Annotated in this window: 22 protein-coding genes and 1 riboswitch; of the genes, 8 read left to right on the forward strand and 14 right to left on the reverse strand. The window is 40.3% G+C overall.

Annotation, left to right across the window (positions count from 1 at the left end; translation table 11 throughout):
• Positions 1 to 28: 28 nt before the first annotated feature.
• Positions 29 to 157, forward strand: a complete 129-nt coding sequence (locus AC07UV_RS16810; protein WP_495184581.1) for a hypothetical protein — start codon at positions 29 to 31, stop codon at positions 155 to 157.
• A 50-nt stretch (positions 158 to 207) separates the two neighbouring features.
• Here the strand turns inward: AC07UV_RS16810 and AC07UV_RS16815 are convergent, their stop codons facing one another.
• From AC07UV_RS16815 to AC07UV_RS16860, 10 genes are all read right to left on the reverse strand, one after another.
• Positions 208 to 951, reverse strand: a complete 744-nt coding sequence (locus AC07UV_RS16815) for a GIN domain-containing protein (RefSeq protein ID WP_495184582.1) — start codon at positions 949 to 951, stop codon at positions 208 to 210.
• Positions 952 to 1,176: 225 nt separating this feature from the next.
• The gene (gene tenA / locus AC07UV_RS16820; protein WP_495184583.1) at positions 1,177 to 1,830 is read right to left on the reverse strand and encodes a thiaminase II; all 654 of its coding nucleotides are present in this window, start codon (positions 1,828 to 1,830) and stop codon (positions 1,177 to 1,179) included.
• The gene (thiD, locus tag AC07UV_RS16825) at positions 1,814 to 2,632 is read right to left on the reverse strand and encodes a bifunctional hydroxymethylpyrimidine kinase/phosphomethylpyrimidine kinase (protein WP_495184584.1); all 819 of its coding nucleotides are present in this window, start codon (positions 2,630 to 2,632) and stop codon (positions 1,814 to 1,816) included. The genes tenA and thiD overlap by 17 nt, the downstream gene beginning before the upstream one ends.
• 20 nt (positions 2,633 to 2,652) lie before the next feature.
• Positions 2,653 to 3,285: a thiamine phosphate synthase gene (gene thiE / locus AC07UV_RS16830; protein ID WP_495184585.1), complete on the reverse strand. Its 633-nt coding sequence runs from the start codon at positions 3,283 to 3,285 to the stop codon at positions 2,653 to 2,655.
• The gene (gene thiM, locus AC07UV_RS16835; RefSeq protein ID WP_495184586.1) at positions 3,275 to 4,078 is read right to left on the reverse strand and encodes a hydroxyethylthiazole kinase; all 804 of its coding nucleotides are present in this window, start codon (positions 4,076 to 4,078) and stop codon (positions 3,275 to 3,277) included. Before thiM ends, thiE begins: the two co-directional genes overlap by 11 nt.
• Positions 4,079 to 4,156: 78 nt before the next feature.
• A riboswitch (TPP riboswitch) is annotated at positions 4,157 to 4,249 on the reverse strand.
• A gap of 282 nt (positions 4,250 to 4,531) precedes the next feature.
• A complete protein-coding gene (locus AC07UV_RS16840; protein WP_495184587.1) occupies positions 4,532 to 5,374 on the reverse strand; it encodes a VanW family protein in 843 nt (280 codons plus the stop codon).
• A 53-nt stretch (positions 5,375 to 5,427) separates the two neighbouring features.
• On the reverse strand, positions 5,428 to 6,693 hold the full coding sequence (locus tag AC07UV_RS16845) for a hypothetical protein (protein WP_495184588.1): 1,266 nt from the start codon (positions 6,691 to 6,693) through the stop codon (positions 5,428 to 5,430).
• 30 nt (positions 6,694 to 6,723) lie between these two features.
• Complete coding sequence (locus tag AC07UV_RS16850) at positions 6,724 to 7,467, reverse strand: dienelactone hydrolase family protein (protein ID WP_495184589.1); 744 nt, start codon at positions 7,465 to 7,467, stop codon at positions 6,724 to 6,726.
• A gap of 96 nt (positions 7,468 to 7,563) precedes the next feature.
• Positions 7,564 to 8,418 (reverse strand): NAD(P)-dependent oxidoreductase, encoded by an 855-nt coding sequence (locus tag AC07UV_RS16855; RefSeq protein WP_282255557.1) that lies wholly within the window; start codon positions 8,416 to 8,418, stop codon positions 7,564 to 7,566.
• Positions 8,419 to 8,571: 153 nt separating this feature from the next.
• Positions 8,572 to 9,198 (reverse strand): Crp/Fnr family transcriptional regulator, encoded by a 627-nt coding sequence (locus tag AC07UV_RS16860; protein ID WP_495184590.1) that lies wholly within the window; start codon positions 9,196 to 9,198, stop codon positions 8,572 to 8,574.
• Between the two features lie 407 nt (positions 9,199 to 9,605).
• Here AC07UV_RS16860 and AC07UV_RS16865 point away from each other — a divergent pair, with 407 nt between their 5' ends.
• The 3 genes from AC07UV_RS16865 to AC07UV_RS16875 all read left to right on the forward strand — a co-directional run bounded on the left by AC07UV_RS16865 (position 9,606) and on the right by AC07UV_RS16875 (position 13,970).
• Positions 9,606 to 12,218, forward strand: coding sequence for a TonB-dependent receptor (locus AC07UV_RS16865; protein WP_282255555.1), 2,613 nt, complete (start codon positions 9,606 to 9,608; stop codon positions 12,216 to 12,218).
• Between the two features lie 99 nt (positions 12,219 to 12,317).
• On the forward strand, positions 12,318 to 12,701 hold the full coding sequence (locus AC07UV_RS16870) for a hypothetical protein (RefSeq protein WP_120258474.1): 384 nt from the start codon (positions 12,318 to 12,320) through the stop codon (positions 12,699 to 12,701).
• Between the two features lie 72 nt (positions 12,702 to 12,773).
• Positions 12,774 to 13,970: a tetratricopeptide repeat protein gene (locus AC07UV_RS16875; protein WP_282255554.1), complete on the forward strand. Its 1,197-nt coding sequence runs from the start codon at positions 12,774 to 12,776 to the stop codon at positions 13,968 to 13,970.
• A 165-nt stretch (positions 13,971 to 14,135) separates the two neighbouring features.
• Here AC07UV_RS16875 and AC07UV_RS16880 read toward each other — a convergent pair whose 3' ends face one another.
• Together AC07UV_RS16880 and AC07UV_RS16885 are read right to left on the reverse strand one after the other, a co-directional pair.
• The gene (locus tag AC07UV_RS16880) at positions 14,136 to 15,017 is read right to left on the reverse strand and encodes a prephenate dehydrogenase (RefSeq protein WP_282255553.1); all 882 of its coding nucleotides are present in this window, start codon (positions 15,015 to 15,017) and stop codon (positions 14,136 to 14,138) included.
• Between the two features lie 83 nt (positions 15,018 to 15,100).
• A complete protein-coding gene (locus AC07UV_RS16885) occupies positions 15,101 to 16,261 on the reverse strand; it encodes a pyridoxal phosphate-dependent aminotransferase (RefSeq protein ID WP_282255552.1) in 1,161 nt (386 codons plus the stop codon).
• A gap of 269 nt (positions 16,262 to 16,530) precedes the next feature.
• On the opposite strand from AC07UV_RS16885, the gene AC07UV_RS16890 reads away from it, so the two are divergent.
• From AC07UV_RS16890 to AC07UV_RS16905, 4 genes are all read left to right on the forward strand, one after another.
• A complete protein-coding gene (locus AC07UV_RS16890; RefSeq protein ID WP_495184591.1) occupies positions 16,531 to 18,354 on the forward strand; it encodes an ABC transporter ATP-binding protein in 1,824 nt (607 codons plus the stop codon).
• A 133-nt stretch (positions 18,355 to 18,487) separates the two neighbouring features.
• Positions 18,488 to 19,687: an aminofutalosine synthase MqnE gene (mqnE, locus tag AC07UV_RS16895; RefSeq protein WP_282255549.1), complete on the forward strand. Its 1,200-nt coding sequence runs from the start codon at positions 18,488 to 18,490 to the stop codon at positions 19,685 to 19,687.
• A 17-nt stretch (positions 19,688 to 19,704) separates the two neighbouring features.
• Entirely contained in the window at positions 19,705 to 20,331 is a 627-nt protein-coding gene (locus AC07UV_RS16900; protein WP_282255548.1) for a histidine phosphatase family protein, read from the forward strand.
• A complete protein-coding gene (locus AC07UV_RS16905) occupies positions 20,324 to 21,052 on the forward strand; it encodes a menaquinone biosynthetic enzyme MqnA/MqnD family protein (protein ID WP_282255547.1) in 729 nt (242 codons plus the stop codon). Before AC07UV_RS16900 ends, AC07UV_RS16905 begins: the two co-directional genes overlap by 8 nt.
• Before the next feature lie 90 nt (positions 21,053 to 21,142).
• Here the strand turns inward: AC07UV_RS16905 and AC07UV_RS16910 are convergent, their stop codons facing one another.
• Positions 21,143 to 22,447 carry a DEAD/DEAH box helicase gene (locus tag AC07UV_RS16910; protein WP_495184592.1) on the reverse strand — a complete coding sequence of 435 codons (1,305 nt, stop codon included), beginning with the start codon at positions 22,445 to 22,447 and terminating at the stop codon, positions 21,143 to 21,145.
• 137 nt (positions 22,448 to 22,584) lie between these two features.
• The gene (asnA, locus tag AC07UV_RS16915) at positions 22,585 to 23,631 is read right to left on the reverse strand and encodes an aspartate--ammonia ligase (protein ID WP_282255544.1); all 1,047 of its coding nucleotides are present in this window, start codon (positions 23,629 to 23,631) and stop codon (positions 22,585 to 22,587) included.
• Positions 23,632 to 23,851 lie beyond the last annotated feature (220 nt).

A 23,851-nucleotide genomic window follows, 5' to 3' on the forward strand; every position in this document is an offset into this window, starting at 1 on the left:
TTCTTGGCACAAGATACGAAAATATCAGATGATATCCGGGGAATTGGCTTCTGTTAACAGGTTGTTGGAGGGCGAGCTAGTTCAGTTTCTGACCGATGAGAGTAGGGTGGAGAAGCAGAAAAAAGGTGGCGCTGGGGAGGGCGCCACCTTTAGCTAACTAAACATTAAACATAAATAAACAGTCTTTTTTAAAGACCTAAACTAAAATTACATAACGACTCGGCCACTTGTCGATTTGTCAACTTGGACATTTCGTGGCTGATTTTTTAAGGAGATCTTTGCTGAGGTAGAAACTTTACCGTGTAGATTATCCTTAACACTTAGGGTTACACCTGAGGATGTGCTGGCATTGACCTCTGCATTGGTAGTTGTAAAAGCGGCCATGTCAACTGAAGTAGAGGAGTTGGCATTTAAATCCAGATTCGTCGCACTTCCTGCAATTTCCTGTCTTGACGAACTTGTGGAATTCACCGTTAGATTTTTTGCACTTACATCAGCCGTTAACCTACTCGAGGAACTTGTCGAAAGTGAAATATCATCGGCAATTAATTTTTTAAGTGTAATTCTGGCCGATGAAGAAACATTGACAGATATTTTGTTTGCCTTGATGGTTTCGTTGCTGTAGATTGATCCACTGGAAGAAGCGGAAAAACTTGTCGGAATTTTACTTGAATATACCGTTACACGGTTGTTTCTTGCATTTCTGATCTGTGAATTCCGTTTATATTGCACATGTAATATGCCATTTTTAACATTTGTCTCTATCAACGACAGATGCTCCGCATTGTCAGCTTCAACAACAACTTCATTGCGATTGGATTGAACGTAGTCTACACGTAGTGATGTCGCTGCCGAAATGCCATCCGGAGCAGAAATCTTACGGGTTTCACGTTCTTGGGCCTGGGCAACGTATAAAAAAGAAATAAAGGCGATAGTTAAAATTCTTTTCATGGTTTTGTCTATTAGTAGTTTTTAATTCTATGCTATAATAATTTTTATTTTAATTTCGAAAAACAGCCTCATTTCCTTCCTTACATATATAATAGTGGTGCCAAAATTTAAAAACCATGTAAATCACTGATAAATAGCTATTTTTACTTTTAGACGTTTTCTCCTATTGCCCATTTTTGAACAACTGGTGTTCGCTATCGAACAATTTAACTGTTGTTTTTGTGGTTACCACATGCTCTTTTCGTAAGCTGCCTGCCAGAAATGATATTCCAATCGGGAAGCTGTTATAAATACTTGTCGCATTTTCTCCCGATTTGTTGCAGTCGTTTGTTCAGAAATTTGATCGACGTAATTTTTGGCTTTGTTCACGCCCTCGGCGAAGTCCTCACCACTATAGGTATTGATCCATTTGGAATAGGGGTTTTGGTCGCCACTAGCGATCGAAACGATGTGGTCGCCAACTTCTTTATAAATCCAAAAGCAGGGTAAAGTCGCAGCCATAGCGACTTCAATAGGTTCAAAGGCAGCTACACTTTTTAAAAAATGCACGTAATGGTGGCAAACGGGTTCTATCTTGTTGTCGTCTTCCGGATCCATACCAAATTCTTTAAAATAGTTTTCATGGAGCGCTTTTTCGACAATAAGCGCATTGCGTCCAAATTCAAAATAATCCAGGGCTTGTTGATTGTCTGCACTCTTTGCACCGATAAAAGCTAAAACACGTCCAAATTCCTCCAGATAGAAAGCATCCTGGCGCATATAGAATTGAAATTTGTCCAGCGGTAGACTGCCATTGCTCAGTTCAGAAATAAAGGGCATCGCTAAGATATCAGCATAAATTGGTCTTATAGCATCCCAGGCTTTATCGCTCCATTTCATGAACAATAAGTTTAATAGGGTTGTGGAAATGATTAAGTGGCCCATTTCCTTTGCCAATCACGAGATCCTTGCTGCCTTTGATTGCCTCGTGGACATAATCTAAAGCAGTAGCGACAGCCTTAGCAAGAGGGAATTGCTGCGCCAACTGGCTCGCTATTGCTGAAGAAAGAGAGCAGCCGGATCCATGTGTATTTTTGCTGTCAATTTTTTGTGATTTAAATACCAATGGTGACGCATGTTGCTGAAAGAGGAGGGAGGTGAGTTCGCTTGTCTGGAGGTGTCCGCCTTTAATAAGGACTGACTGACATCCTTTTTCAAGAAGTTCAATGCCTGCTTTTTCCATTTCTTTGACCTCAGCTATGGTTCGTCCGACAAGTACACTGACTTCATCCAGGTTGGGAGTGATAATTGTGGCTTGTGGAAAAAGCAAGTCCATACATGCCTGTATTGTGTCATCATTGATCAATTTGTGACCACTTGTCGACACCATCACAGGATCAAATACGATTGTTCCACGGTAATCTTTCAAATAGCTGCTGATCAGTTCGACAAGCTCAATGTTATGAACCATCCCGATTTTGATCGCATCCGGATAAATATCGTCGAAGATCGCATCCAGCTGCTCACGCACTGCTTGGGTCGGTATCTCGTAAATATTCCGCACCCCTTGTGTGTTTTGTATTGGTAATGCCGTTAAGACGTTCATTGCATAACATCCCAGGGCTGATATGGTTTTCGTATCTGCTTGGATGCCTGCTCCGCCACTGCCGTCAAAACCGGCAATACTCAGGACGGTGGGCACTGTATATTGTTTCACTATTTTCATGTTAATAATTCCTTTAATTGAGCGCTACGCTCTCTTGGATTTTTACTTTGGCAAATTGCCGAGACGACCGCAATGGAATCTACGCCAGACAGCCAGGCACTTGCACTGGTAGCTAGGTTCATGCCGCCGATGGCGATCAAGGGCTTTTCGGTTAAATTCCGTAGCTCGCCCAGTCCACTGATCCCCCAGGTTGTAATAGTGTCTGTTTTTGTTTTTGTTGGAAAAATTGGGCTGACTCCAAGATGGTCTACGGCGGCCATCTGTTTGCTGTCAAGTTGTGTTCGATCTTCAAGCGACCAGCCAATTTGAAGACGCGGTCCATATTTTTCCCTTATTTCTATAGGTTGACGATCGTTTTGTCCGACATGTACCCCCCATGCCTCGATTTCAATCCCAATATCCACAGCATCATTGATGATTAATGGGATTCCGTAACGATCGGTAATCTGTTTTAACTTCTTGGCTTTTTCCAGAAACCCCGTCGGCGTTTCGTTCTTTTCGCGTAACTGAATAATATCCACACCGCCGATTATGGCTTCTTCGGCAACATGGAGCCAAGATTGTGGGTAGCAATCCTGTTCGGAGATAACCAGATACAAGGGATAAGGAAATAGGGGATTAATTGCCATAATGTTTCAGGTTGAGATGCATACGGATACGCTCATCATTCAGCAGATAGAGTTCATCATAGAGATTCATCTGTAAGGAACCCGGACCAGCGGATCGCGCTGTAGCCAGTTCACCTGCTAAGCTCAAAAGGGAGACACCGGCGGTCGCTGCTTCAAAAGGATGGTCTGTGACTGCTAAAAATGCACCGATGAGTGCAGTTGCGCTACAGCCAAGTCCGGTAACCTGGGTCATCAAGGGGTGCCCATTGTGCACCTCAGCGGTACGCTGTTCGGACAGGATATAGTCTACCTTTCCAGAGATACAGATGATAGATCCCAATTGTTCTTGTAATGCTTTACCAAAGCCGATAGCTGCTTTGCTATCTGAGGTGCTGTCTACACCTTTGGTATTGACCTCGTTGAAATTGTAGAGGCTCATGATCTCTGATGCATTTCCCCGTATCACAGTTGGCTTTAACTCCAGGAGATTTGCCAATAAGTCATTGCGAAAAGCGGATATTCCCGCACCCACAGGATCCAATACCCAAGGGCGGCCAATGTTATTAGCATGTTCCGCTGCAACAAGCATGGACTCGGCGGTAAGTTCACTCAATGTGCCGATGTTAAGTACCAACGACTGGGCAAGGTCAACAACCTCGCGCACTTCGGATGGACTGTGAACCATGACTGGGGAAGCTCCAAGAGCGAGAAGCGCATTGGCGGTGTTATTCATCACCACCAAATTCGTAATATTATGTACAAGTGGTTTTTGTCTTCTGACCTGTGCTAACAGATCGATAATTAAATCTTCCATTCCTTTTGTTTTCTATATTTGCAGGTGGCTTTGTCAGGAAGAAATGAGACAGATGGGCTGTCGGGTATATTTCAATATACCTAAGCGGTTGCTTTTCCCTACGCCGGTATAAACCGAATCAGGTTCGAAGGGACTATCTCAATTCTATACAGAATACCCCCAAAGCCATACCAAACTTAGACAAAAAAAAGGACTTTTTATAACCAGTGTTTTATTCAGTCCCAGAATAGTAAAACTAGACGTTAGTCAATAGACCGGAGTGCGCGTGTATTTTCAGCCGCATTCGAGCGAGGAAAATAGACTGGGCATATACGAGGGAAGCGACAGGCCAGTAATGATCAATGGCAGGCAGGCAGGCAGGCAGGCAGGCAGGCAGGCAGGCAGGCAGGCAGGCAGGCAGGCAGGTCTATTTGCGAAGAAACAGCATTGCTCTCAACGGTGAATTCGGTGTACTTAAGATGTTATATTGTCTTCAGCTGGCAATTCCAAATAGTCCGGTGGGGTATAAGTGACACGGGCAAAATTTTTAGTCAGGAGTTCTGTATCAACAACCTTTCCTCCCTGGAATTTTAGGAATTTTTCTCGCCAGATTTCATTTTTTCGATAGAATTGATCTCCTATTTTAAGGAATTGATGCTCTTTTTCAATGATGTGATAGGCAAAATCGAGTTCCTGATCGATCCTCAGTTCACCTTCAAGACATTTTTCGGTAAACCAGAGATTGATCTGAAACGTGTAGGGTGTATTGTTGGTAAACTGATAGTCGCGATAGTTGTAAAACACTGTTGCACCGCTTCCGAAAGGTAATACACGCCCATCATCGGGAAACGGATCAAAAGAATGGTGATAACGCTCTGTGACTGTGAGTGGGCTATGGATAACAAGCCAATGGATCAGATTGGAGATCTGGCAGATTCCACCACCGATACCTGCCCGTGCTTCGCCGAAAGACAATTCCATCCCCGGAAGATAGCCTTTCTTTTGTGTGGGCTGGCCGACCAGTTTACAGAATGAAAAGGTTTCACCGGGCTGGATCAGTATACCATTGATCTGCTTTGCTGCAATCTTTAGATTGGTCACTTTATTGATCTGCAGCTGCATATTATTTTCTCCCAGCTTCTTTAATAAAACGGACTGGTGTTTTTTGATGCGGTACTGCAGTGCTGTTGTAGATTTGGTTTTTGTGTACTTTTTATTATCCAGTAACCAAATGGTTTTTCTTTGTGTTCTTCTTGCCCAGACAGCAAGAAAATACAGCAAAGGGTGACGTTGACTTATTAATTTCCGTTTTTTCACTAATAACAAATGATGGTTTATTGCTTCCTTCTATTTCAGTTTGCGCGTTTTAATTATTGAGAATTGGAGGAACTTTTCTTTGTTTGTATTGTTTTAGAGGTGATTTTATTCTGCTTATCAAATACAGTGCTCTCATATTGATAATCGCCCTGTTCTTTTGAGACTATCTTCAATTCCAATGTACCATCACGATAAAACAGGTAGGTGCTTTCGTTGCCTTGCACAGCTATTTTGGATTCGGCAGTGAGCTTCCCCGTCGTGTCAAATACCTGCCACGAAGAGAAATTGTCTGCTTTTGGGTTATCATAATAATACAGTGTACGTTTTTCGATAGCGTCATTTAGCCCTGAAACTTCCTCAATAAGCTGCCCATTTTCATTGTAATGGTGGTCGACCCAATGCATCCTTTGGTAAACGAAGTGGATGGACTCCTCCCGGAACACTTGATATTGATCATTTAAATGATGGATGGAGGCGGTTCGCCGCTCAGGATCGGTAATGATAATAGCATGCGGTAAGTATTGATAAATTGTGCTAGAGGACCATTTGCTGTCTTGAAGCTGTTGTATCGAATCGATTAATCCCCATTTGTTGTAAAAATATTTGGTGTAAAAATTGATCCCATTAGACAAATTGTTTGCGGAGAGCTCTTTGCCTTGCTGATAAACAGTCGTTAGAATGCCACTGGGTTTTTCGAGGTTCCCCCCTGTAAAAGTCTGCGAAATATAAGTTCCGTCATATTTGCCTTTTTTCTGAGTGGAGTAGATCGGAAGACTGGATCGGGAAATGATGGTCTCAGCATATTGCTTGGATGGTTTAAACGGAATAGCTGCTATGGAATCGAAGAATAGTTTTGCATCGTATTTAAGCGCTTTTTGAGGTGTACTTGTCTGCTTATTGTTTGTTAATATTTGCTTTGCGGCCTGGAGATAGCTTTGACTTTCATAGATCACTTTTGGTCGGCTCTGACCATCAAACAGGATCATGGCATTTCGTTGTTTAAGGGTCGGTACATCCACTGTCCACTTACGCTTGTTGACAACAAAAGTAAATTTTTGGGCATCTGTTTTTGAGACCAGTAGTTTGGTGGTACTATAGGGAACCTGTCTAATAATTTCATTTGCCTTTTGATCATGGAGACGCATCGCGAAATCCGTTGATTTATCGGATTCATTGGTAACGAACAGGATTGCTTGCGTAGGCGCTCCGATTTCCATTGATTTTATCGTTTGGGATCGTGCTACAGTCGTACAGATCAGGAGTGCCAATAACTGGAAAATGATCGGATGGAGCGCTATTGATCTGGAATGACAGTTCATTTGAATAGGGGAGCTTTATCTTTATATACTTTAGTTTAGTACTTCTTTTATGAATAGTAAAGTATGCTCCCAGGCACGTTTGGCCATGACAGGGTTATATTCTGGTGATTCCGGATTGGTAAAGGTATGGCCAGAATTGGCATAGGTGATGATTTGCCAGTCCGCTTTTCCTTCATTAAGTTCCTTAACCAATCCATCATAATCTTCTTTTGATACACTTTTGTCAGCGGCAGGATGCTCAACCAATACTTTCACATTGATCGCTGTATTAGGTCTATCTACTGATTTGGAGAGCCCACCATGAATACTGACCACAGCTGCGACAGGAAAACCAGCGCGTGCTGTCTCCAGCGCTCCGGTTCCGCCAAAGCAATAACCAATTACCGCAATTTTTCCGGGATCAGCTCCTGTTTCCTTCAATTGTTTTAGCGCAGCCGCAATGCGCTGCTGATAAGCCTTGTAGTCTGTTTTATAGTGACCTGCTATTTTCGAAGCTGCCGTGTTGTCTGTAGGGATATTTCCTTCACCATAGATATCGGCAATGAAAGCAATATAACCTTCTTTTTCAAGTTGTAAAGCGGCCTGTTTTGCTTCATTGTCTATGCCTTTCCAAGCGGGTAAAATAAGGACCGCAGGCCCTTTTTTATTCGCATTGGACGTGATAAGACCATTTAGTTGCTGTGTTCCGTCTTTATAGGATACCTGTTTTAACTCCTGTGCTTTCATGCTCATGGTAACGATAGTTAATAGAAAAAATGTCAAAGCTGTTTTCATCTGTTCTTAATTTTTTTTAGCCATCAGATGGGCTGTGTGATTAAAGGTAATATCGTTGTGTTCAGTCGAAGTGCTTATTATGCTTTATAAACAAATTTAGACTCCGGATGGTTTTATTGACTCTATAATTCCGATCACATCCAATTGTCCCAAGCCGTTTTCATGTGCCTTTTTATAGGTGTCGAGCAAGGTGCCAAGTAGGGGATAGGTGGCTCCCGCCTGTTGTGCCAACCGGATATCTTTTAACATCAGATCCAGCGCAAATGCTGCGGTATAATTTCCTTCAACGAGCAAAGGAGTTTTTACTTTTGTTGCTCCGCTACCGCTGGCACTATCGTTGATAATCTCTAGCATTTCACTGCGTTCAATCCCTAATTGATCGGAGAATAGGATGGTTTCGGCCAGACCTTGATAGATGATTGATAGAAAATAATTGATGGCTAGTTTTGCGGCAATACCTTTGCCATTTTCACCAAGGTGTTTAATGGATTTTCCCATCTTTTCAAGGTAAGGTCTGGCACGCTCAAGGTCGGTCTGTTCTCCGCCAACCATAATGATCAATGTACCTTCAGCAGCGGGTTTGGTGCTTCCTGCGACAGGAGCATCCAGAAATGCGGCACCTTTTGCTTTTAGCTTATTGGCAAGATTGATACTCACATCTTGAGCGATGGTACTCATATCCACAAATAATTTCCCGCTGATAGGCTGTTCAAGAATTTTGCCGTAAACCTCCTCGACTGCGTCATCGTTTGTCAGCATGGTAAAAACCACATCACTGGCGCCGATCAGATCTGTGACTTCACTATAAACAGTTGATTGTGCTACAAAGTCTGTTGTTCTGGCGATATTTCTGTTGTAAACGGCAAGCGGAAAACCTGCTTTTTCAAGGTTTTTTGCCATGGGATTCCCCATGTTTCCTAATCCTATAAATCCTACGTTTTCTGTTTTCATATTAAATTGTGTCATGTGAATCGAACATTCAGCTCACAATAAAGGTACAAATGTTTTTGGATCTATAGGGCGTAAAGCTAGGACAACAATAATAGGCATTTAAATTTGACCGTATAACCTCCATATCCGTTTGATATGAATTTATTTCTGCGGCTAAATCAATACCCTGATCTCATTCCTGAGCAGTACGATTTTGTCCTCGTTCTCCAGTTTTTTTAAGATCCGGGAGACGACAACACGGGAAGTGTTCAAATCGGATGCAATATCCTGATGAGTAAGGGTAAGAATTCGGTCGTTGGTAAGATTTACTTTGGCTTTCAGGTAATTGAGGATACGTTCTTCCATATTGGAGAATGCAAGATTATCTACAGCCTGCAGCATTTCATTCATCCGGCTGGCATAACTCGATATAATGAAATTCCGCCAGGAAGGGTATTTTCCCATCCAGTCATTGACCTGTTCATTGGGGATCATGGCTACGGTTGTATCCTTTTCAGCCCGAGCACGAATTTCACTTTTTTTATCACCCAGACAACAGGCGATAGACATGGTACAGGTCTGTCCCTGTTCAAGATAATATAGTAAGAGTTCGCCTTTGGCTTCATCCTCACGGACGACTTTGATCGCTCCCGTTAGCAATAGGGGCATTGCGCTGATGTATTGATCGGTATCGATGATAAGATCGCCTTCACGAAAAGTTTTGATGCGAGCGTTCTTTATAATTTCTTCAATCAATGCAGGTTCAAGAACACCTGCGTAAGCCTGTTCAATGGACAACATAGTTTTTTATTATTACTTAAATATAGCCATTTTGATCTTAACTGCTGCTGTGTTTGACTAAAAAACGCAAAGACCTTATGCTCTGCTGTAGTAATAAAGAGTGTCTCAGGTAGATCTGGGATAAAAAACGGAAATAAAAGAATGTGTTGACTTATTCAAAGAAGACAAAATTTTATTCTGACTACTTTTGATATATTTCCATTAAAACGATGTTTTTGTTGTATTCCTATTAACAAGCTTATTTTTGGTTTGTTGTTTTGATCTTAAAATCAAACTTAATCTATGGATGATTAAAATTCGAAGTGAATATAAACGGACTGTTTACAGTTGTGCTAGTGTTAAAATTAGTTAAAAAGACAATCAATTCCTAATTTTGCGGCACAAAAAACAAAACAATCACATCTAAGATGAAAAAGTCTTTACTTTTTTTTGCACTTGTTTTTGCTAGCTATGGCACGGTTCATGCACAAACGGCAAATACTAGTTCGGTTTCAGGAGTTGTAAAAGAGGCTACTGGACAAACAGTTAAAGGAGCAACCATTAAAATCACCCACATCCCAAGTGGACAAGTTGTAAGCGGCTCAGCTGATGCTCAAGGAAAATTTCAAATTTCAAATCTTCAAGAGGGCGGTCCCTACAAAGTGGAAGTTACCTACATTGGTGAAACTCCGGTTGTCATTGAAAACATCATGTTGAAATCGGGCGAATCGTTGAATATAAATCCGACTTTTTCGGAGGGCTCTTCAACGGATTTAGATGAGGTTGTTGTTGTTGGTCATGGTGTTATTGATATTGCTGTAGGTAGAAAAACACCTATTGCAGTATCTACAATCCATAAAAGAGATTTAGAGGAAAAAGTAGGAGCACAGGATATTACTTCAGCGCTTGCAAATACGCCATCTGTATATATTACTGGTCAGGCCAAAGGTTTTGGAGAGTCTTCAATGACTACACGTGGTTTTGACCAGTCCAATACGGCATTTTTATTGAACGGTCAGCCGATCAATGGTATGGATAATGGTAGCGTATATTGGTCCAACTGGTCTGGTCTTACAGATATTGCTTCTTTGGTACAGATTCAACGTGGTCTGGGGGCTTCTAAATTAGCCATTTCATCTGTAGGGGGAACTGTAAACTATGTGACGCAATCCACTTCGATGAAAGAAGGTGGTTTTGTGCGGACAACAGTCGGTAACGACATGTTTATGAAAGCTACTGTTGGTTACAATACAGGTTTGATGAGAAACGGATTTGCTGTTTCGGCAATGTTTACACAATGGTCTGGTGACGGCTATATGGATCATACTGAAGGTGCAGGGCAGAGCTATTTCCTTTCTGTAGGTTATAAGGCAAGTGAAAAGCACAATCTTAACTTGATGATTACAGGAGCCCCGCAATGGCATAACCAAGGATTTACATCTAAATTATCAAATTACTTACAATATGGTAAGCGATACAATGATAACTATAAAGATGTCAATGGGGTGATGATGAATCCACAGAAGAACTTTTATCACAAACCAGTTGCTAACTTAAACTGGGATTGGACCATCGATGATAAATCTTCATTATCTACAGTAGTATATGCTTCTTTGGCTGCTGGTGGTGGCCAAGGGTTAAGAGGTGACAAGTACAACAAAGAAAAATACCTAGCAGCCGATGTGAACAATCACCAATGGTTTGGCGTTGTTTCAAACTACAACCGTAAACTTTCAGAGTCTTTGAATTTTAACATTGGTTTTGATGTCAGAGATTATAAAGGTACACATTATCGTAAGTTAACTGATCCACTTGCCAATACAAATGGTGTGTTGTTGGGCGGTAATATTAATATTACTGATCCGGTATATGTAACCAATACATATTCCACTAATCCTTGGAAAGCTTTCTCAAGCAAGCCTGATTCTCGTGAAGACAGACTGTCTTGGGACTATAACCAATATATCCGCTACGGAGGTTTATTTGGTCAATTGGAATATGCTAAAAATGGTTTTACAGCATTTTTCCAAGGATCAGTTTCTGAACAACAAAATAAGCGCTACGATTATTTTCAATATACACCAGGAAATGAAAAATCCAAAACAGTTAACAACTTTGGATACAATACCAAAGGTGGTGTAAGTTATACTTTGGGTAAACACAGTCTTTTTGCTAATGCAGGGTATTATTCCCGTCAGCCTTATCAAAACAATATTTTCATGAATTATGCAAATGATATCAATGAAAATGCTGACAATGAAAAAATTCTGGGTTTAGAAGCTGGATATAAATTTGCTTCTAGATTCTTGGATGTGAATGTGAATGTTTACCGTACAACTTGGGAAAATCGAGTTACAGGTAGCTCTAGACTGGCAACAGATAAGGACGTTGCTAAATATAACCCCCAGAATGATCCGAGCGTTTTGCTTGCAGGACAATATATCTATACGTCAAATTATGGTGTTAAACAGGATCATAAAGGGGCTGAATTAGACATTGCTGCTCGTCCGTTTCATGGGCTTACTTTAACTGGTTTTGCATCAATCGGTGATTGGAAATATGATGGAAAAGTAACAGCTATTGAACGCAATGATAACCGTGTTGAACTAGGTAGAGAAGAGGTAGATTTGACTGGAGAGCATGTTGGAAATGCTGCGCAGACAACTTATGGTTTCGGTGCTAAATATATTGTATTCAAAGGGTTTTCAGTTGATGGTAACTACAGACAGTACGATCGCCTATATTCTTCAAGACATAGAACAGTTGAAGAAGATGGTAAAAAAGTTGGTCGAGTAATTGAGCTTCCTTCTTTCAATCTACTGGATGCCGGATTATCCTATGAGGTTAAAGTAAGTGATAAAAATACAATGAGTTTCCGTGTTAATATGAATAACGTATTAAACAAATTCTATATTTCCGAGGCGACCTCCAGTACAGTAACGACAAATGCTGACAATATCTGGAATGGTATTGATACATCCAATTTTGTATTGATCGGTCAGGGCAGAACCTGGAACGCTTCAGTGAAATTTACGTTCTAGTAAAATCCTATTTGTAATAAAAAGACTCACATTTTTGTGGGTCTTTTTTTGTTTTTTAATAAAAACTTAATACTTTTAGGTGATCTAACTGCCAACCTGATGTTGCATAAATTAATTTGTCTGGAAAATTTACAGATAGGTACCGTTTATTTTTCCGCTTTTGTGGTAAACCTGGATGGTGGAAATACCGGTTTTGCTTTATTTATTAACCAAGAAAACGACCCGATTTTTATTTTTCGAAAAGAGAAGAAAAATGAAGTGTCTTTTCATGTCAATGAAGACCAGTTTTTTTGGATTGTAAGAAATAGTCAGTTTACAGCCGGTGAACGCCAAAGCTTTTTCGCGGAGTTTGTTGAGTTCTTACGTTTAATGGAAGACAAGGTTTCTAATTATGTCTTTAAACGTGAAAAGCTTGTCAGATTTACGAATTCAAGGGATATCGTTCGGTACAAATACCTCTATTTGACCGGTGAGTTGAACTAAATGGTTTCTATTTAAACAGGAAATGGAGGCGGTTAAATTTCTTTTGTATCGAAATTTAGCTTAGTTTTGGGTATGAAGCAAATGATATCAAATCTATCTGTTACCCTTCGCGGCAATGCTGTTACAGCGGCGGATTTTAAACTTCCCACACCTATATTGCTTGCTAAATTTTCTTTTTTGCCAATTTCGTCTTTTTTTCCAAAGGATATCATTCCCTTTTCCGCGGATGAGTTTGATCACATCCAACAAGCAGATATCAAACTCCTGTTACAAGGCTTTTCGATGGGGATTATTGCTGATAACGATCCTGTGCAAGTCCTGGAAGAAGTCATTGTGTTGTCAAACAGTACGCTGGCATACAGTTACCTTGGACTCTATTATTTTAAAATAAAAGCCTATGAAGAAGCGATCGCTGTCTATAGCAGGGCAATTGAACATTTTAAAGAGGAACCCTATTTTTATGCAAGCCGATGCCTAGTCTATCGCTTGATCGGTGAAGATGAGGGCGCATTTTATGATTACCAGATTGCCAAAAGATTGGATTTTAATTATCACAGTGTATTGGAATGGCAGGAAAATCAGGCCGAAGTGAGCTATTTTGAAGCCGAAAATCTGGTTATTCAAGAGCTGGAATCTACGCCCAAAGAACTCAGTACGGACGAACTGAATTCATTAGGACTTGAATATGTACATTGTTATGATTATCTGAAGGCGATCGAATTGTATACCTCAGCCATCAATAAAAATACAACAGGAGATAGTAACCTCTTTGTTTTCAGAGGAAGTCTCTATCTTAAATTGACCTGCTTTGAGTTGGCTTTAAATGATTTTAATCAGGCGATCGAGCTTGATGAAAATCAAACTGCTGCCTATGTATTCCGTGCCAAGGTGTTTGAATCTTACCGTTATTCCGAAAAAGCACTTGAAGATTATGCGAAAGCGGAAGAAAATGACAGCAACTCATCTATTGTGTATGAAGAACGGGCTTCTTTATTTGAACGTCTAGGCTGTCTTCCTGAGGCATTGTCTGATTTCGACCGTTTGGTCGAACTGAATCCTGATGACTTTTATGTGTATTCTTTGCGAGCCGATCTCAAGGAAAAATTGGAAGACATGCATGGCGCATTGGTGGATTATTCGACAGCTATTGAATTGAATCCCTATTATTCAGACTTATATTCTTATCGCGCTGCTATCAAAGAAAAGCTCGGCGATGCAGTGGGGGCGAAGCTCGATTTAGATAAGTTTAATGAATTGGAAGACGAGTAAGCCATCAAAAAGAAAAAGCTTTCCCAGGAGAATTGAATTGAGACTGCGGGAAGAATGAATACAATTAAATAGAAAGGTGGCTATCCGAATTTGGATAGCCACCTTCTATTTTTAGTTGAGGTTCCTCTGGAACTGCAATTGTTCTACGTTAAACCAGTTCAGACCCTACTTAATGATACGTTTAATCTTATTGGAACGCTTGATGAGTTTATGCAATTTATCATAATCTTCGCTCGCGATTGAATCATGTAAGGATTGCAATTGTTTGATATGTTCCTCCAGGACTTCCAGTACATTTTCGCGATTCTGTTTGAAGATAGGTGTCCACATATCGGGTGAACTTTTAGCCAAACGGACTGTAGATTCAAAACCTGATCCTGCCAGCTCAAATATACGTCCCTGCGATTTCTCCTTTTCCAATACGGTCAATGCTAGTGCGAATGAAGTAAGATGGGAGATATGCGACACATAAGCTGTATGCACATCGTGTTCGTCCGCATTCATAAAGCAGGTACGCATCTCCAGTTGATCTGTGATCGCATCAGTAACTTCGAACGCATCTTCATCCGTTCTAAAGGCCTCAACATAGACCATCATCTTCCCTTTGAATAAGCCTGCTACAGCAGCTTCGGGACCAGAATATTCCGTACCGGCCATCGGGTGACCTGCAATATAGCGCCCTCTATTGGGGTGATCTTTGATTTTGTTGAGTATGTTTGTCTTGGTAGATCCCATGTCGATAACGACCTGGTCTGTCACCTGATCAAGGATCTGAGGAACGACCTGCAAAATCGCATCAACGGGAATAGTCAATATAAGTACCTTACAGTTCTTTATTGCTTCTTCCAAAGTCATTGCTTCGTCGATAAAGCCTATCTGCTTGGCTTTGTCAAGATTTTTTTCACTTTTATCTACACCAATGATCTTACTGCAGAATTTTGTTTCTTTTAAGCGGATGGCAACTGAGCCGCCAATTAAGCCTACGCCTACGATGGCAATATTCATATGTGAATAATTATTTATTCGTGTTTGTCTTTCAAAGCCCATATGAGATATCCGGATTATATTTATTTGTCTGCTGTAATCGCGGAAACTTCATTTGATTGAAATGTTAATTTTGAAAAATGTGTCTAGAAATTATCCTTAATACGTTGGATGGATTCTTCAAGAACTTCTACTGTGGCACAGAGACTGATCCGGATATACTGATTCCCTCCATCTCCAAAAATCCCTCCCGGTGTGATAAACACACGTGCTTTGTCCAAGACAGCATCGCTAAGCGCATAACCATCCTTATAGGAATTTGGGATTTGAGCCCATACAAATAAACCAACCTGATCTTTTTGGTATGAACAGCCCAATAAGTTCATGATTTCATAGACTTTATGACGTCTATCTGCATAAATTTTATTAAGATCCTGATACCATGAATCTTGCAGTTGTAAGGCTTTTGCTGCCGCCAATTGAACTGGCAAAAACATTCCGGAGTCCATATTGCTTTTAAAACGTAACACCTGATTGATACGCTCTTCGCTACCAACCAATGCTCCGACTCTCCAGCCAGCCATATTGGATGATTTGCTCAGTGAATTTAATTCTATCGCGACCTCTTTTGCGCCTTCCACGCTCATGATACTACGCGGTTTGTCAGTCAGGATAAAACTATAGGGGTTATCATGACAGATAAGAATATTGAATTCCTTTGCAAATTCAATCAGTTCTTTGTAAAACGCATCCGAAGCCGAGGCACCCGTAGGCATGTGTGGATAATTGATCCACATCAATTTAACTTTTGATAGGTCTTGTTTCCGAAGTTCGTCAAAGTCAATCAGCCAATTTTTTTCCTGTGTAAGCTTATACGTGATCGATTCAGCTCCACTCAATCTTACAGCCGCAGCATAAGCAGGGTAGCCGGGATTGGGGATTAAAGCCTTGTCTCCTTCCTGTAGGTAAGTCATGCAAATATGTACAATACCTTCTTTCGATCCAATAAGTGGTAGGATTTCCGTATTGGGATTAAAAGTGGCCTGATAATAGCGTTGATACCAATCGGCAACAGCCTGTCTTAAAGCTGGAGCCCCTTTGTAATTTTGATAGCCATGTACATTTGGAAGTTGGGCATTCGTATTCAATGTCGCTATTACCTCCGGATGAGGGGGTAAGTCAGGACTTCCAATTCCTAGATTGATTACACGTGCACCCTGTTTGTTAAGCTCATCTATTTCTCTTAGTTTTTTCGAGAAGTAGTATTCTTCAGTTTGCTGCAATCTTTTGGCAACGTCTATTTGCATTTTATTTTTAATAATTTTGGTATTTGAATGAAGCTAAATTAGGGAATTATCTATAAAAAGTAGCTATTTTTGTCTTTTTTTCAAATGAATAGCACGATCATCGTTTCATACTTGCCCTTGGGAATTTTATTGAATAGAACTGTATGAGTGCTTTTCTTGATTAATTTGTTATTTTTGTTCAATTTCCTCGCTTAACAGAATTTTAATGGAAGAGGAGAGGTCGGCAAATTATTTTTTGTATCAAATTAATTTGTCTTAGTTCAAAATAAATGAAAACATATTTTAGGCTCTTATCATTTGCTAAACCCATTGAGAAATTTGCGATTCCCTATGTAATCTGCACCTTGATTACGGTTGTTTTTAGCACTTTAAATTTAGCATTACTCGCTCCATTACTCCATACACTTTTTAATACCGGTAAATCTGTCACTGAAGTTGTAAAACCTGAGGCTTATACGGATATTCTGGCCTGGTTTAATTACTATGCGAATGTAGCAAATAGCCAGCTTGGTGCTTATGGTGCATTAAAGTACGTTTGTATTGTTATTGTAATTTCTGTATTTATCAGTAATCTTTTCCGTTATTTCTGCCAGCGGATTATGGAAAATTTTCGCATTCACACCTTGTTGAAACTACGCAGGGCAGTATTTGACAATGTGATGGATCTGCATGTCGGTTATTTTACGGGACAGCGGAAAGGAGATATCGTTTCCAAGGTTGCTTCCGATGTACAGGTTGTACAGTATTCGGTAACGGGTACTCTACAGGTCGTATTCAAAGAACCTTTGCAGCTGATCGCGTATATTGTGATGTTGTTTAATATCTCGGCCAAGCTGACCTTCTTTTCTTTATTGGTTATTCCGATTTCAGCATTTTTTATAGCACGAATTGTAAAAAATTTAAAAAGCCAGGCGCGTTCAGCTCAGGAATCCTATGGAAATATGATATCCTATCTGGATGAGGCATTATCCGGTATCAAAATCATCAAAGCCTTTAATGCAGTATCTTTTATAAAAAATAGATTTCATAATGAGAACGAACGATATGCCAATATTGGTCGGGCAATGGCGAAGAGACAACAATTGGGTTCTCCTGTTTCGGAGCTGCTTGGGGTGATGATGGTTGCTATTATTTTATTGTATGGCGGGCATTTGGTGCTATCTGGAGATAAAAGTTTGACGGCACCTGCATTTATCGCTTATATAGCCATTTTCTCGCAGGTCATGCGCCCGGCAAAAGCATTGACAGATGCTTTTAGTGGTATTCATAATGGCCTTGCAGCAGGAGAACGGGTGTTGGAATTAGTTGATGAACGCAGTGAGGTGACCGACAAACCGAATGCGAAAAAGGTCGAAAGCTTCGAGCAACGTATTGTTTTTAAAGATGTAAATTTCGCTTATACAAAAGATAAGAAGATTCTTCAGGGGATAGACCTTGAGATTGAAAAAGGGAAAGTAATTGCATTAGTCGGTCCCTCAGGTGGCGGGAAATCAACATTAGTGGATCTCATTCCACGATTTATGGATGTCACTGACGGACAGATCCTGTTTGATGGTGTGGATCTAAGGGATCTGGATCAGGATTCTTTACGTAGTATGATCGGGGTGGTCAATCAGGAATCAATTTTATTTAATGATACTATTTTCAATAATATCGCATTTGCCAATCTAGCCGCTAGTCAGGAAGAAATCGAAGCAGCTGCCAAAATAGCCAATGCACATGAGTTTATTCTAAAGACAGATCAGGGGTACCAAACCAATATTGGCGATCGGGGCGGTAAATTGTCAGGTGGACAGCGTCAGCGGATCTGTATTGCACGTGCGGTATTGAAAAATCCACCGATTATGCTGCTCGATGAGGCCACTTCGGCCCTGGATACCGAATCCGAGAAACTAGTACAAGATTCCCTTTATAAATTGATGGATAATCGCACAACAGTCGTGATTGCCCATCGTTTAAGTACCATTCAGAATGCGGATAAGATTGTGGTCATCGAAGCTGGGAAAATTGTTGGAACAGGTAGCCATAGTGAATTGCTAAAGCATAATGGCTTATATAAGAAGTTAATTGAGATGCAGCAATTTACCGACTAAGCATGTCGTTTTAGGAACGTTTTGTTTGTCTTTGTAGGACTAAACATGACGCAATCCTGAATGAGTGTTATCACATTTTATTATAACTTTTGTCGCCTTTTAGGTACATTTGTTTAAGATAGGAGATACATTAATGAACGCAATAGATAAATTAAATTTCTTGATCAATGATAAACATTTAGACGTTGAATTAAGAAATATAGCCGAGAAAGTTTTGCGAGAGGAGCGTATCACTTTTGATGAAGGAGTTCTTTTATACGAAAAAGGTGAATTAGGCTATCTTGGTGTTCTCGCCAATTATATCCGCGAGAAACGTCATGGAGACCATACCTTCTTTAACCGTAATTTTCACATTGAGCCCACGAATGTCTGTGTATATGATTGTAAATTCTGTTCGTATTCCAGACTAATTAAAGAGCGCGCCGAAGGTTGGGAAATGGAAGTCGATGGCATGATGGATATTGTGAAGAAATATGACAATGAAGCCGTTACTGAAGTGCATATTACAGGTGGTGTTGTGCCGAAGCAAAACCTCGAGTTTTATGCGGATTTCTTTAAAAGATGTAAAGCACATCGACCCGAATTACATATTAAGGGACTCACGCCAGTAGAATATTATTACATTTTCAAGAAAGCAAAGTTGAGCCACTACGATGGACTGAAATATTTGCAATCTTGTGGTCTCGATTCGATGCCCGGCGGTGGAGCAGAAATCTTTCATCCGGAAATTCGGGAACAGATTGCGCATGATAAGTGTACGGCAGAGCAGTGGTTAGATATTCACGAGCAAGCACATCGTCTTGGGATGCATACAAATGCAACGATGTTATACGGTCATATTGAGCAATTTTGGCATCGGGTAGATCATATGGAACGTTTGCGACAGCTTCAGGATAAAACGGGCGGCTTCCAGACTTTTATTCCATTGAAATTTCGAAATAAGGAGAACCAGATGTCACATATCCCTGAGGTGTCTGTTATCGAAGATTTAAGAAATTATGCGATCGCACGGATCTACATGGATAATTTTGATCATATCAAAGCCTACTGGGCTATGATATCAAGAGATACTGCACAATTGTCCCTAGCTTTTGGCGTGGACGATATTGATGGTACGTTGGACGATACGACCAAAATATACAGTATGGCTGGTGCGGAAGAGCAAAAACCTGGAATGACAACAAAAGAGGTTGTGGAATTGATTAAAAAGGTAGGCCGTCATCCCATTGAACGCGATACATTGTATAATGTGGTAACTGACTATAATGATGTTGTCTTTGAAGAGGATACCAAAAAGAAAAGTTATTATGCACTACCTGTTGTGAACCCATAAACTAGATCATATTCATTTTGAAAAAGACATTTTATTTTATACGACACGGACAGACTGATTTAAATCTAAAGGGCATAGTGCAGGGGAGGGGGGTTAATTCTCCATTAAATGAAACAGGCATGGCCCAGGCTCAGGCTTTCTTTGAACGGTACAATACAGTGCCTTTTGACAAAGTATATACCTCGACTTTATTACGGACCCATCAGACGGTAAAAGGCTTTATTGACCAAAATTTACCCTGGGAACAGCTTGTCGGGTTGGACGAAATCAGCTGGGGAATCTACGAAGGGAAAGAGCAGACGCCTGAGTTGTTGTCTGGTTTTGAGCAATTAGTTGCTGCATGGCGCAACGGAGAATTGAATGTCAGTATTGAAAATGGAGAATCTCCTAATGCATTAATGGAACGCCAGCAGGTTGCATTGGATCATATGCTGGCCCAAACAAATGAAGAAAATATCCTTGTTTGTATGCATGGCCGTGCCCTACGTATCATGCTTTGCCTCATGACTGGTATTGATGCCCGATATATGGATGATTTTCCACACACAAATACTGCTTTATATAAATTGCTGTATAATAATGGTCAATTTGAAATTATAGACCATTACAATACAGACCACCTAGAAGCATTGATGAATGAATAAAATTAGAGTTTCAGCCGTATCGTATACAAACACATATCCGTTTTTGAACGGAATACGCAAATCAAAGGTAATGGATCAGATTGATCTCAGTGTCGATTATCCAAGTGCCTGCGCACAAAAAGTAATAGATGACGAGGCGGATATGGGAATTATTCCGACTGCCGCACTACTAAGTCTTCCTGAATATTATATCAATACAGATTTTTGTATCGGAACTGAAGGTGCCGTTGATTCGGTGTTTATTTTTTCCAATAAGCCCATTACGGAGGTGGATACCCTCAGACTGGATAAGCAATCGCGTACTTCTAATGGCCTTGCCCGTGTGCTGCTAAAGAATTATTGGAAAAGAGAGATTCAGTTGATTACAGATGATAGTGTGGAACCGGATGCTTATGTTCTGATCGGTGACCGCACCTTCGGTAAAAAGAATACCGTACCCTACGTTTATGACTTGGGGAAGGAATGGTTTGATTTTACAGGATTGCCGTTTGCGTTTGCCCTTTGGGTAAGCAATAAAAAGCTGCCTGAATCGTTTGTGAAAGATTTCAATGATGCCCTAGCTTATGGCGTGGCTCATGCGACCGACGTCATTGAAGGTCTCCCCGAATTTGAAGGGTTTGATTATACAAAATATTTAACGGCACATCTTGATTTTCATCTAACGGATCAAAAACGGGAAGCTGTACAGCGTTATCTTGGCTATTTAAAAGATCTGGATTGATCAAATAAAGCGCAATGCGCTACATATAAAAAAAAGAGGTTTGTTCAACAAACCTCTTTTTTTATATGTAAATATACCTTGTTATGCTTTCTACGTTCTTCCGACTTTAACTTTTCGGCCTTTGACCTTCTGTCCGTTTGCGGCATTGATGATCGCTAAAGCCAGTTTACGTCTGACAGCAACATAAGCAATTTTGTCTTTGACTTCGATAATTCCGATATCGTCTTTTTCGATGCCTTCCAGACTTAATAGAAAGCCGACGATGTCAATTTTGTTGACCTTATCCTTCCTTCCGGCGCTGACATAGAGTGTAGCGAAAGGTGAGTTTTCGGGCAGGTCATAAAAGTCCGGGAACTCCTCTTCTGCCGTATCTTCCAAAATGTAAGGGTAATTTTCTTCAGGTTTTAAAATGACATATACATCACCTTTTGCCTGCATGCGCGCCGTGCGTCCATTACGGTGTGTAAAATCATCTTCTTTATGTGGAAGCTGATAGTGAATGATTGCATCCACTTCAGGGATATCCAATCCCCGTGCAGCAAGGTCTGTGGTAATCAGGACATTATTAGAGTGGTTTCTGAATTTTAGCAGCGCCAGCTCTCTGTCCTGTTGCTCCAAACCACCATGAAAGATGTCATGGATGATATTACGATTATCCAATAGGTCGCTGATATGGTCAACAGCATCACGATGGTTGCAAAAAATAATCATTTTTTTTGTGCCGATCTTGCAGATAAGTTTTAAAAGCGCTTCCAGTTTCTTTTGACTGGTTGCAACTACTTTTTTTATCGTGATCCGCGGGATATTGTTTGCATCTTTCAGGAAATCGACAGTAATGGGATCCTGAATCTGCGTAAAAGCCGGAATGGTCTCCATTGTTGTCGCAGAGGTCAATATGCGCGACTTAATTTTTGGCATGTGACGAATAATAAAATCCATTTGCTGATGAAAGCCAAGCTCCAATGACTTGTCAAATTCATCCAGTATTATGGTATGGATCTGTGTCGGATCAAAATTTCCTTCTTCAAGATGCTGTTTTATTCGACCTGGGGTACCGATAAGAATAGATGGCGCATCTTTGAATGCGTTTTTTTCGATACGTGTGCTATGTCCGCCATAGGCACAGGTCACTTTGTATCCTGTTGCTAATTTTCGGATGACTTGCTCGATCTGTAAGGAGAGTTCACGGGTAGGTACTAAAACCAAAACCTGTACTTCACGCGCGATATCTTTTAGCTGTTGTAGTATTAATAATGAAAAGGCTAAGGTTTTTCCTGATCCTGTAGGAGAGAGCAAGATGAGATCTTTATCTTGTTGATAGGTGTCCAATACCTTTTGTTGCATTTCATTCAGGGATGAAATGCCTAATTTATTTAAAATAGCTTCTAGCTGCATAGTACAAAAGTACTAATTAAAACGAAAAGGTAACCCACCTCTTTCAGATGGATTACCTTTGTCAGATTTTTGTATAAGACTTTATAGCGCCGGACGCTTTTTAAAGCTTTAAAGTGTAATACTTTAAAAGTATTGGTTTAGAGTATGTCAATACCTTCTTCGCGTAAAGCTTGTTTTTTATCTTCTTCCCAGATACTGACCTGTACTTCACCGATATGTTGCTTTTTAAGCATAAACATACAGACACGTGATTGACCGATACCACCGCCCATAGATTCGGGTAATTCATCGTTAAGAAGCATGCTATGAAAGGTTAGTTTAGACTTTTCGCTGCAATTTCTAATTTCCATCTGATGGGCTAATGCTGTTTTGTCGACACGGATCCCCATGGATGAAAGTTCGAATGCTGAATTTAAAATAGGATTCCAAACAAGGATATCACCATTTAACCCATTGTAGCCAGCTTCATTTGTTGTACTCCAATCGTCGTAATCTGCCGCCCGACCATCATGTGCTACCCCATTGCTCAGTGCACCGCCAATGCCGTAAAGAAATACCGCACCGTGTTCTTTTGTGATGGCATTTTCTCGTTCTTTGGCACTTAAGTCTGGGTACTTTTGCAATAACTCCTCCGAAGAGATAAATGTAATGGTCTCTGGAAGGATCGCTTTTATCTGAGGGTATTTACATTCCACCTGTAATTCTGTAAATCGAAGTGATTCGTATATATTGAGTACCGTATCTTTCAGGAGAACCAAATTACGTTGATCTTTTCCGATTACTTTTTCCCAGTCCCATTGATCCACATAAATGGAATGTATAGGCGTGTAATCTTCGTCCGGACGAAGGGCTTTCATGTCTGTGACAATACCTTCACCTGGTAACATTTCAAGCTCTTTTAAGCGTACTCTTTTCCATTTCGCCAATGAATGAACCACGACTGCACGCTTTTCATTTAAAGATTTGATCGGAAAGGAAACAGGGCGCTCGATGCCATTCAGATCATCGTTTAATCCTGTGCCGTCCAAGACCACCAGTGGTGATGAAATTGGAATCAGATTTAACTTGTTTTTTAATTCTTGGACAAATGTATCTTTAACGAAGCTGATAGCAACTTCGGTATTTAAAAGTTTTCTTCCCTCCATATGAGTCAATTGAAAAGCCATGTACGGATCGTTGTACATCGCATCATTTTTCTTATTCAGTTATTTGATACAAAAATATGAAAATATCATTTGCTAATATGTTTTGTTGTGATTTTTGATATTTATCTATTAAAATGTTGAAAAAATATAAATATTACAAGAAAAAGCGAATAGGTCAATATGTAATTGTTAAACTATTAATTTGTCGGTGCAACTAAACTCAGCCGACCTAATAAAAAAAGCCCTGAAAATTATTTCA

Source organism: Sphingobacterium sp. GW821-FHT03E03, from assembly GCF_059420745.1.

Excerpts from the sequence above, each read along its gene's own strand:
- tenA (WP_495184583.1), bottom strand. The coding sequence starts at position 1,830 with ATGAAATGGAGCGATAAAGCCTGGGATGCTATAAGACCAATTTATGCT.
- AC07UV_RS16905 (WP_282255547.1), top strand. The coding sequence starts at position 20,324 with ATGAATAAAATTAGAGTTTCAGCCGTATCGTATACAAACACATATCCG.
- AC07UV_RS16875 (WP_282255554.1), top strand. The coding sequence starts at position 12,774 with ATGAAGCAAATGATATCAAATCTATCTGTTACCCTTCGCGGCAATGCT.
- AC07UV_RS16860 (WP_495184590.1), bottom strand. The coding sequence starts at position 9,198 with ATGTTGTCCATTGAACAGGCTTACGCAGGTGTTCTTGAACCTGCATTG.
- AC07UV_RS16810 (WP_495184581.1), top strand. The coding sequence starts at position 29 with ATGATATCCGGGGAATTGGCTTCTGTTAACAGGTTGTTGGAGGGCGAG.
- AC07UV_RS16890 (WP_495184591.1), top strand. The coding sequence starts at position 16,531 with ATGAAAACATATTTTAGGCTCTTATCATTTGCTAAACCCATTGAGAAA.
- AC07UV_RS16815 (WP_495184582.1), bottom strand. The coding sequence starts at position 951 with ATGAAAAGAATTTTAACTATCGCCTTTATTTCTTTTTTATACGTTGCC.
- AC07UV_RS16880 (WP_282255553.1), bottom strand. The coding sequence starts at position 15,017 with ATGGGCTTTGAAAGACAAACACGAATAAATAATTATTCACATATGAAT.
- AC07UV_RS16855 (WP_282255557.1), bottom strand. The coding sequence starts at position 8,418 with ATGAAAACAGAAAACGTAGGATTTATAGGATTAGGAAACATGGGGAAT.
- AC07UV_RS16845 (WP_495184588.1), bottom strand. The coding sequence starts at position 6,693 with ATGAACTGTCATTCCAGATCAATAGCGCTCCATCCGATCATTTTCCAG.
- AC07UV_RS16865 (WP_282255555.1), top strand. The coding sequence starts at position 9,606 with ATGAAAAAGTCTTTACTTTTTTTTGCACTTGTTTTTGCTAGCTATGGC.
- mqnE (WP_282255549.1), top strand. The coding sequence starts at position 18,488 with ATGAACGCAATAGATAAATTAAATTTCTTGATCAATGATAAACATTTA.
- AC07UV_RS16885 (WP_282255552.1), bottom strand. The coding sequence starts at position 16,261 with ATGCAAATAGACGTTGCCAAAAGATTGCAGCAAACTGAAGAATACTAC.
- AC07UV_RS16870 (WP_120258474.1), top strand. The coding sequence starts at position 12,318 with ATGTTGCATAAATTAATTTGTCTGGAAAATTTACAGATAGGTACCGTT.
- AC07UV_RS16850 (WP_495184589.1), bottom strand. The coding sequence starts at position 7,467 with ATGAAAACAGCTTTGACATTTTTTCTATTAACTATCGTTACCATGAGC.
- AC07UV_RS16910 (WP_495184592.1), bottom strand. The coding sequence starts at position 22,447 with ATGCAGCTAGAAGCTATTTTAAATAAATTAGGCATTTCATCCCTGAAT.
- thiM (WP_495184586.1), bottom strand. The coding sequence starts at position 4,078 with ATGGAAGATTTAATTATCGATCTGTTAGCACAGGTCAGAAGACAAAAA.
- asnA (WP_282255544.1), bottom strand. The coding sequence starts at position 23,631 with ATGTACAACGATCCGTACATGGCTTTTCAATTGACTCATATGGAGGGA.
- thiE (WP_495184585.1), bottom strand. The coding sequence starts at position 3,285 with ATGGCAATTAATCCCCTATTTCCTTATCCCTTGTATCTGGTTATCTCC.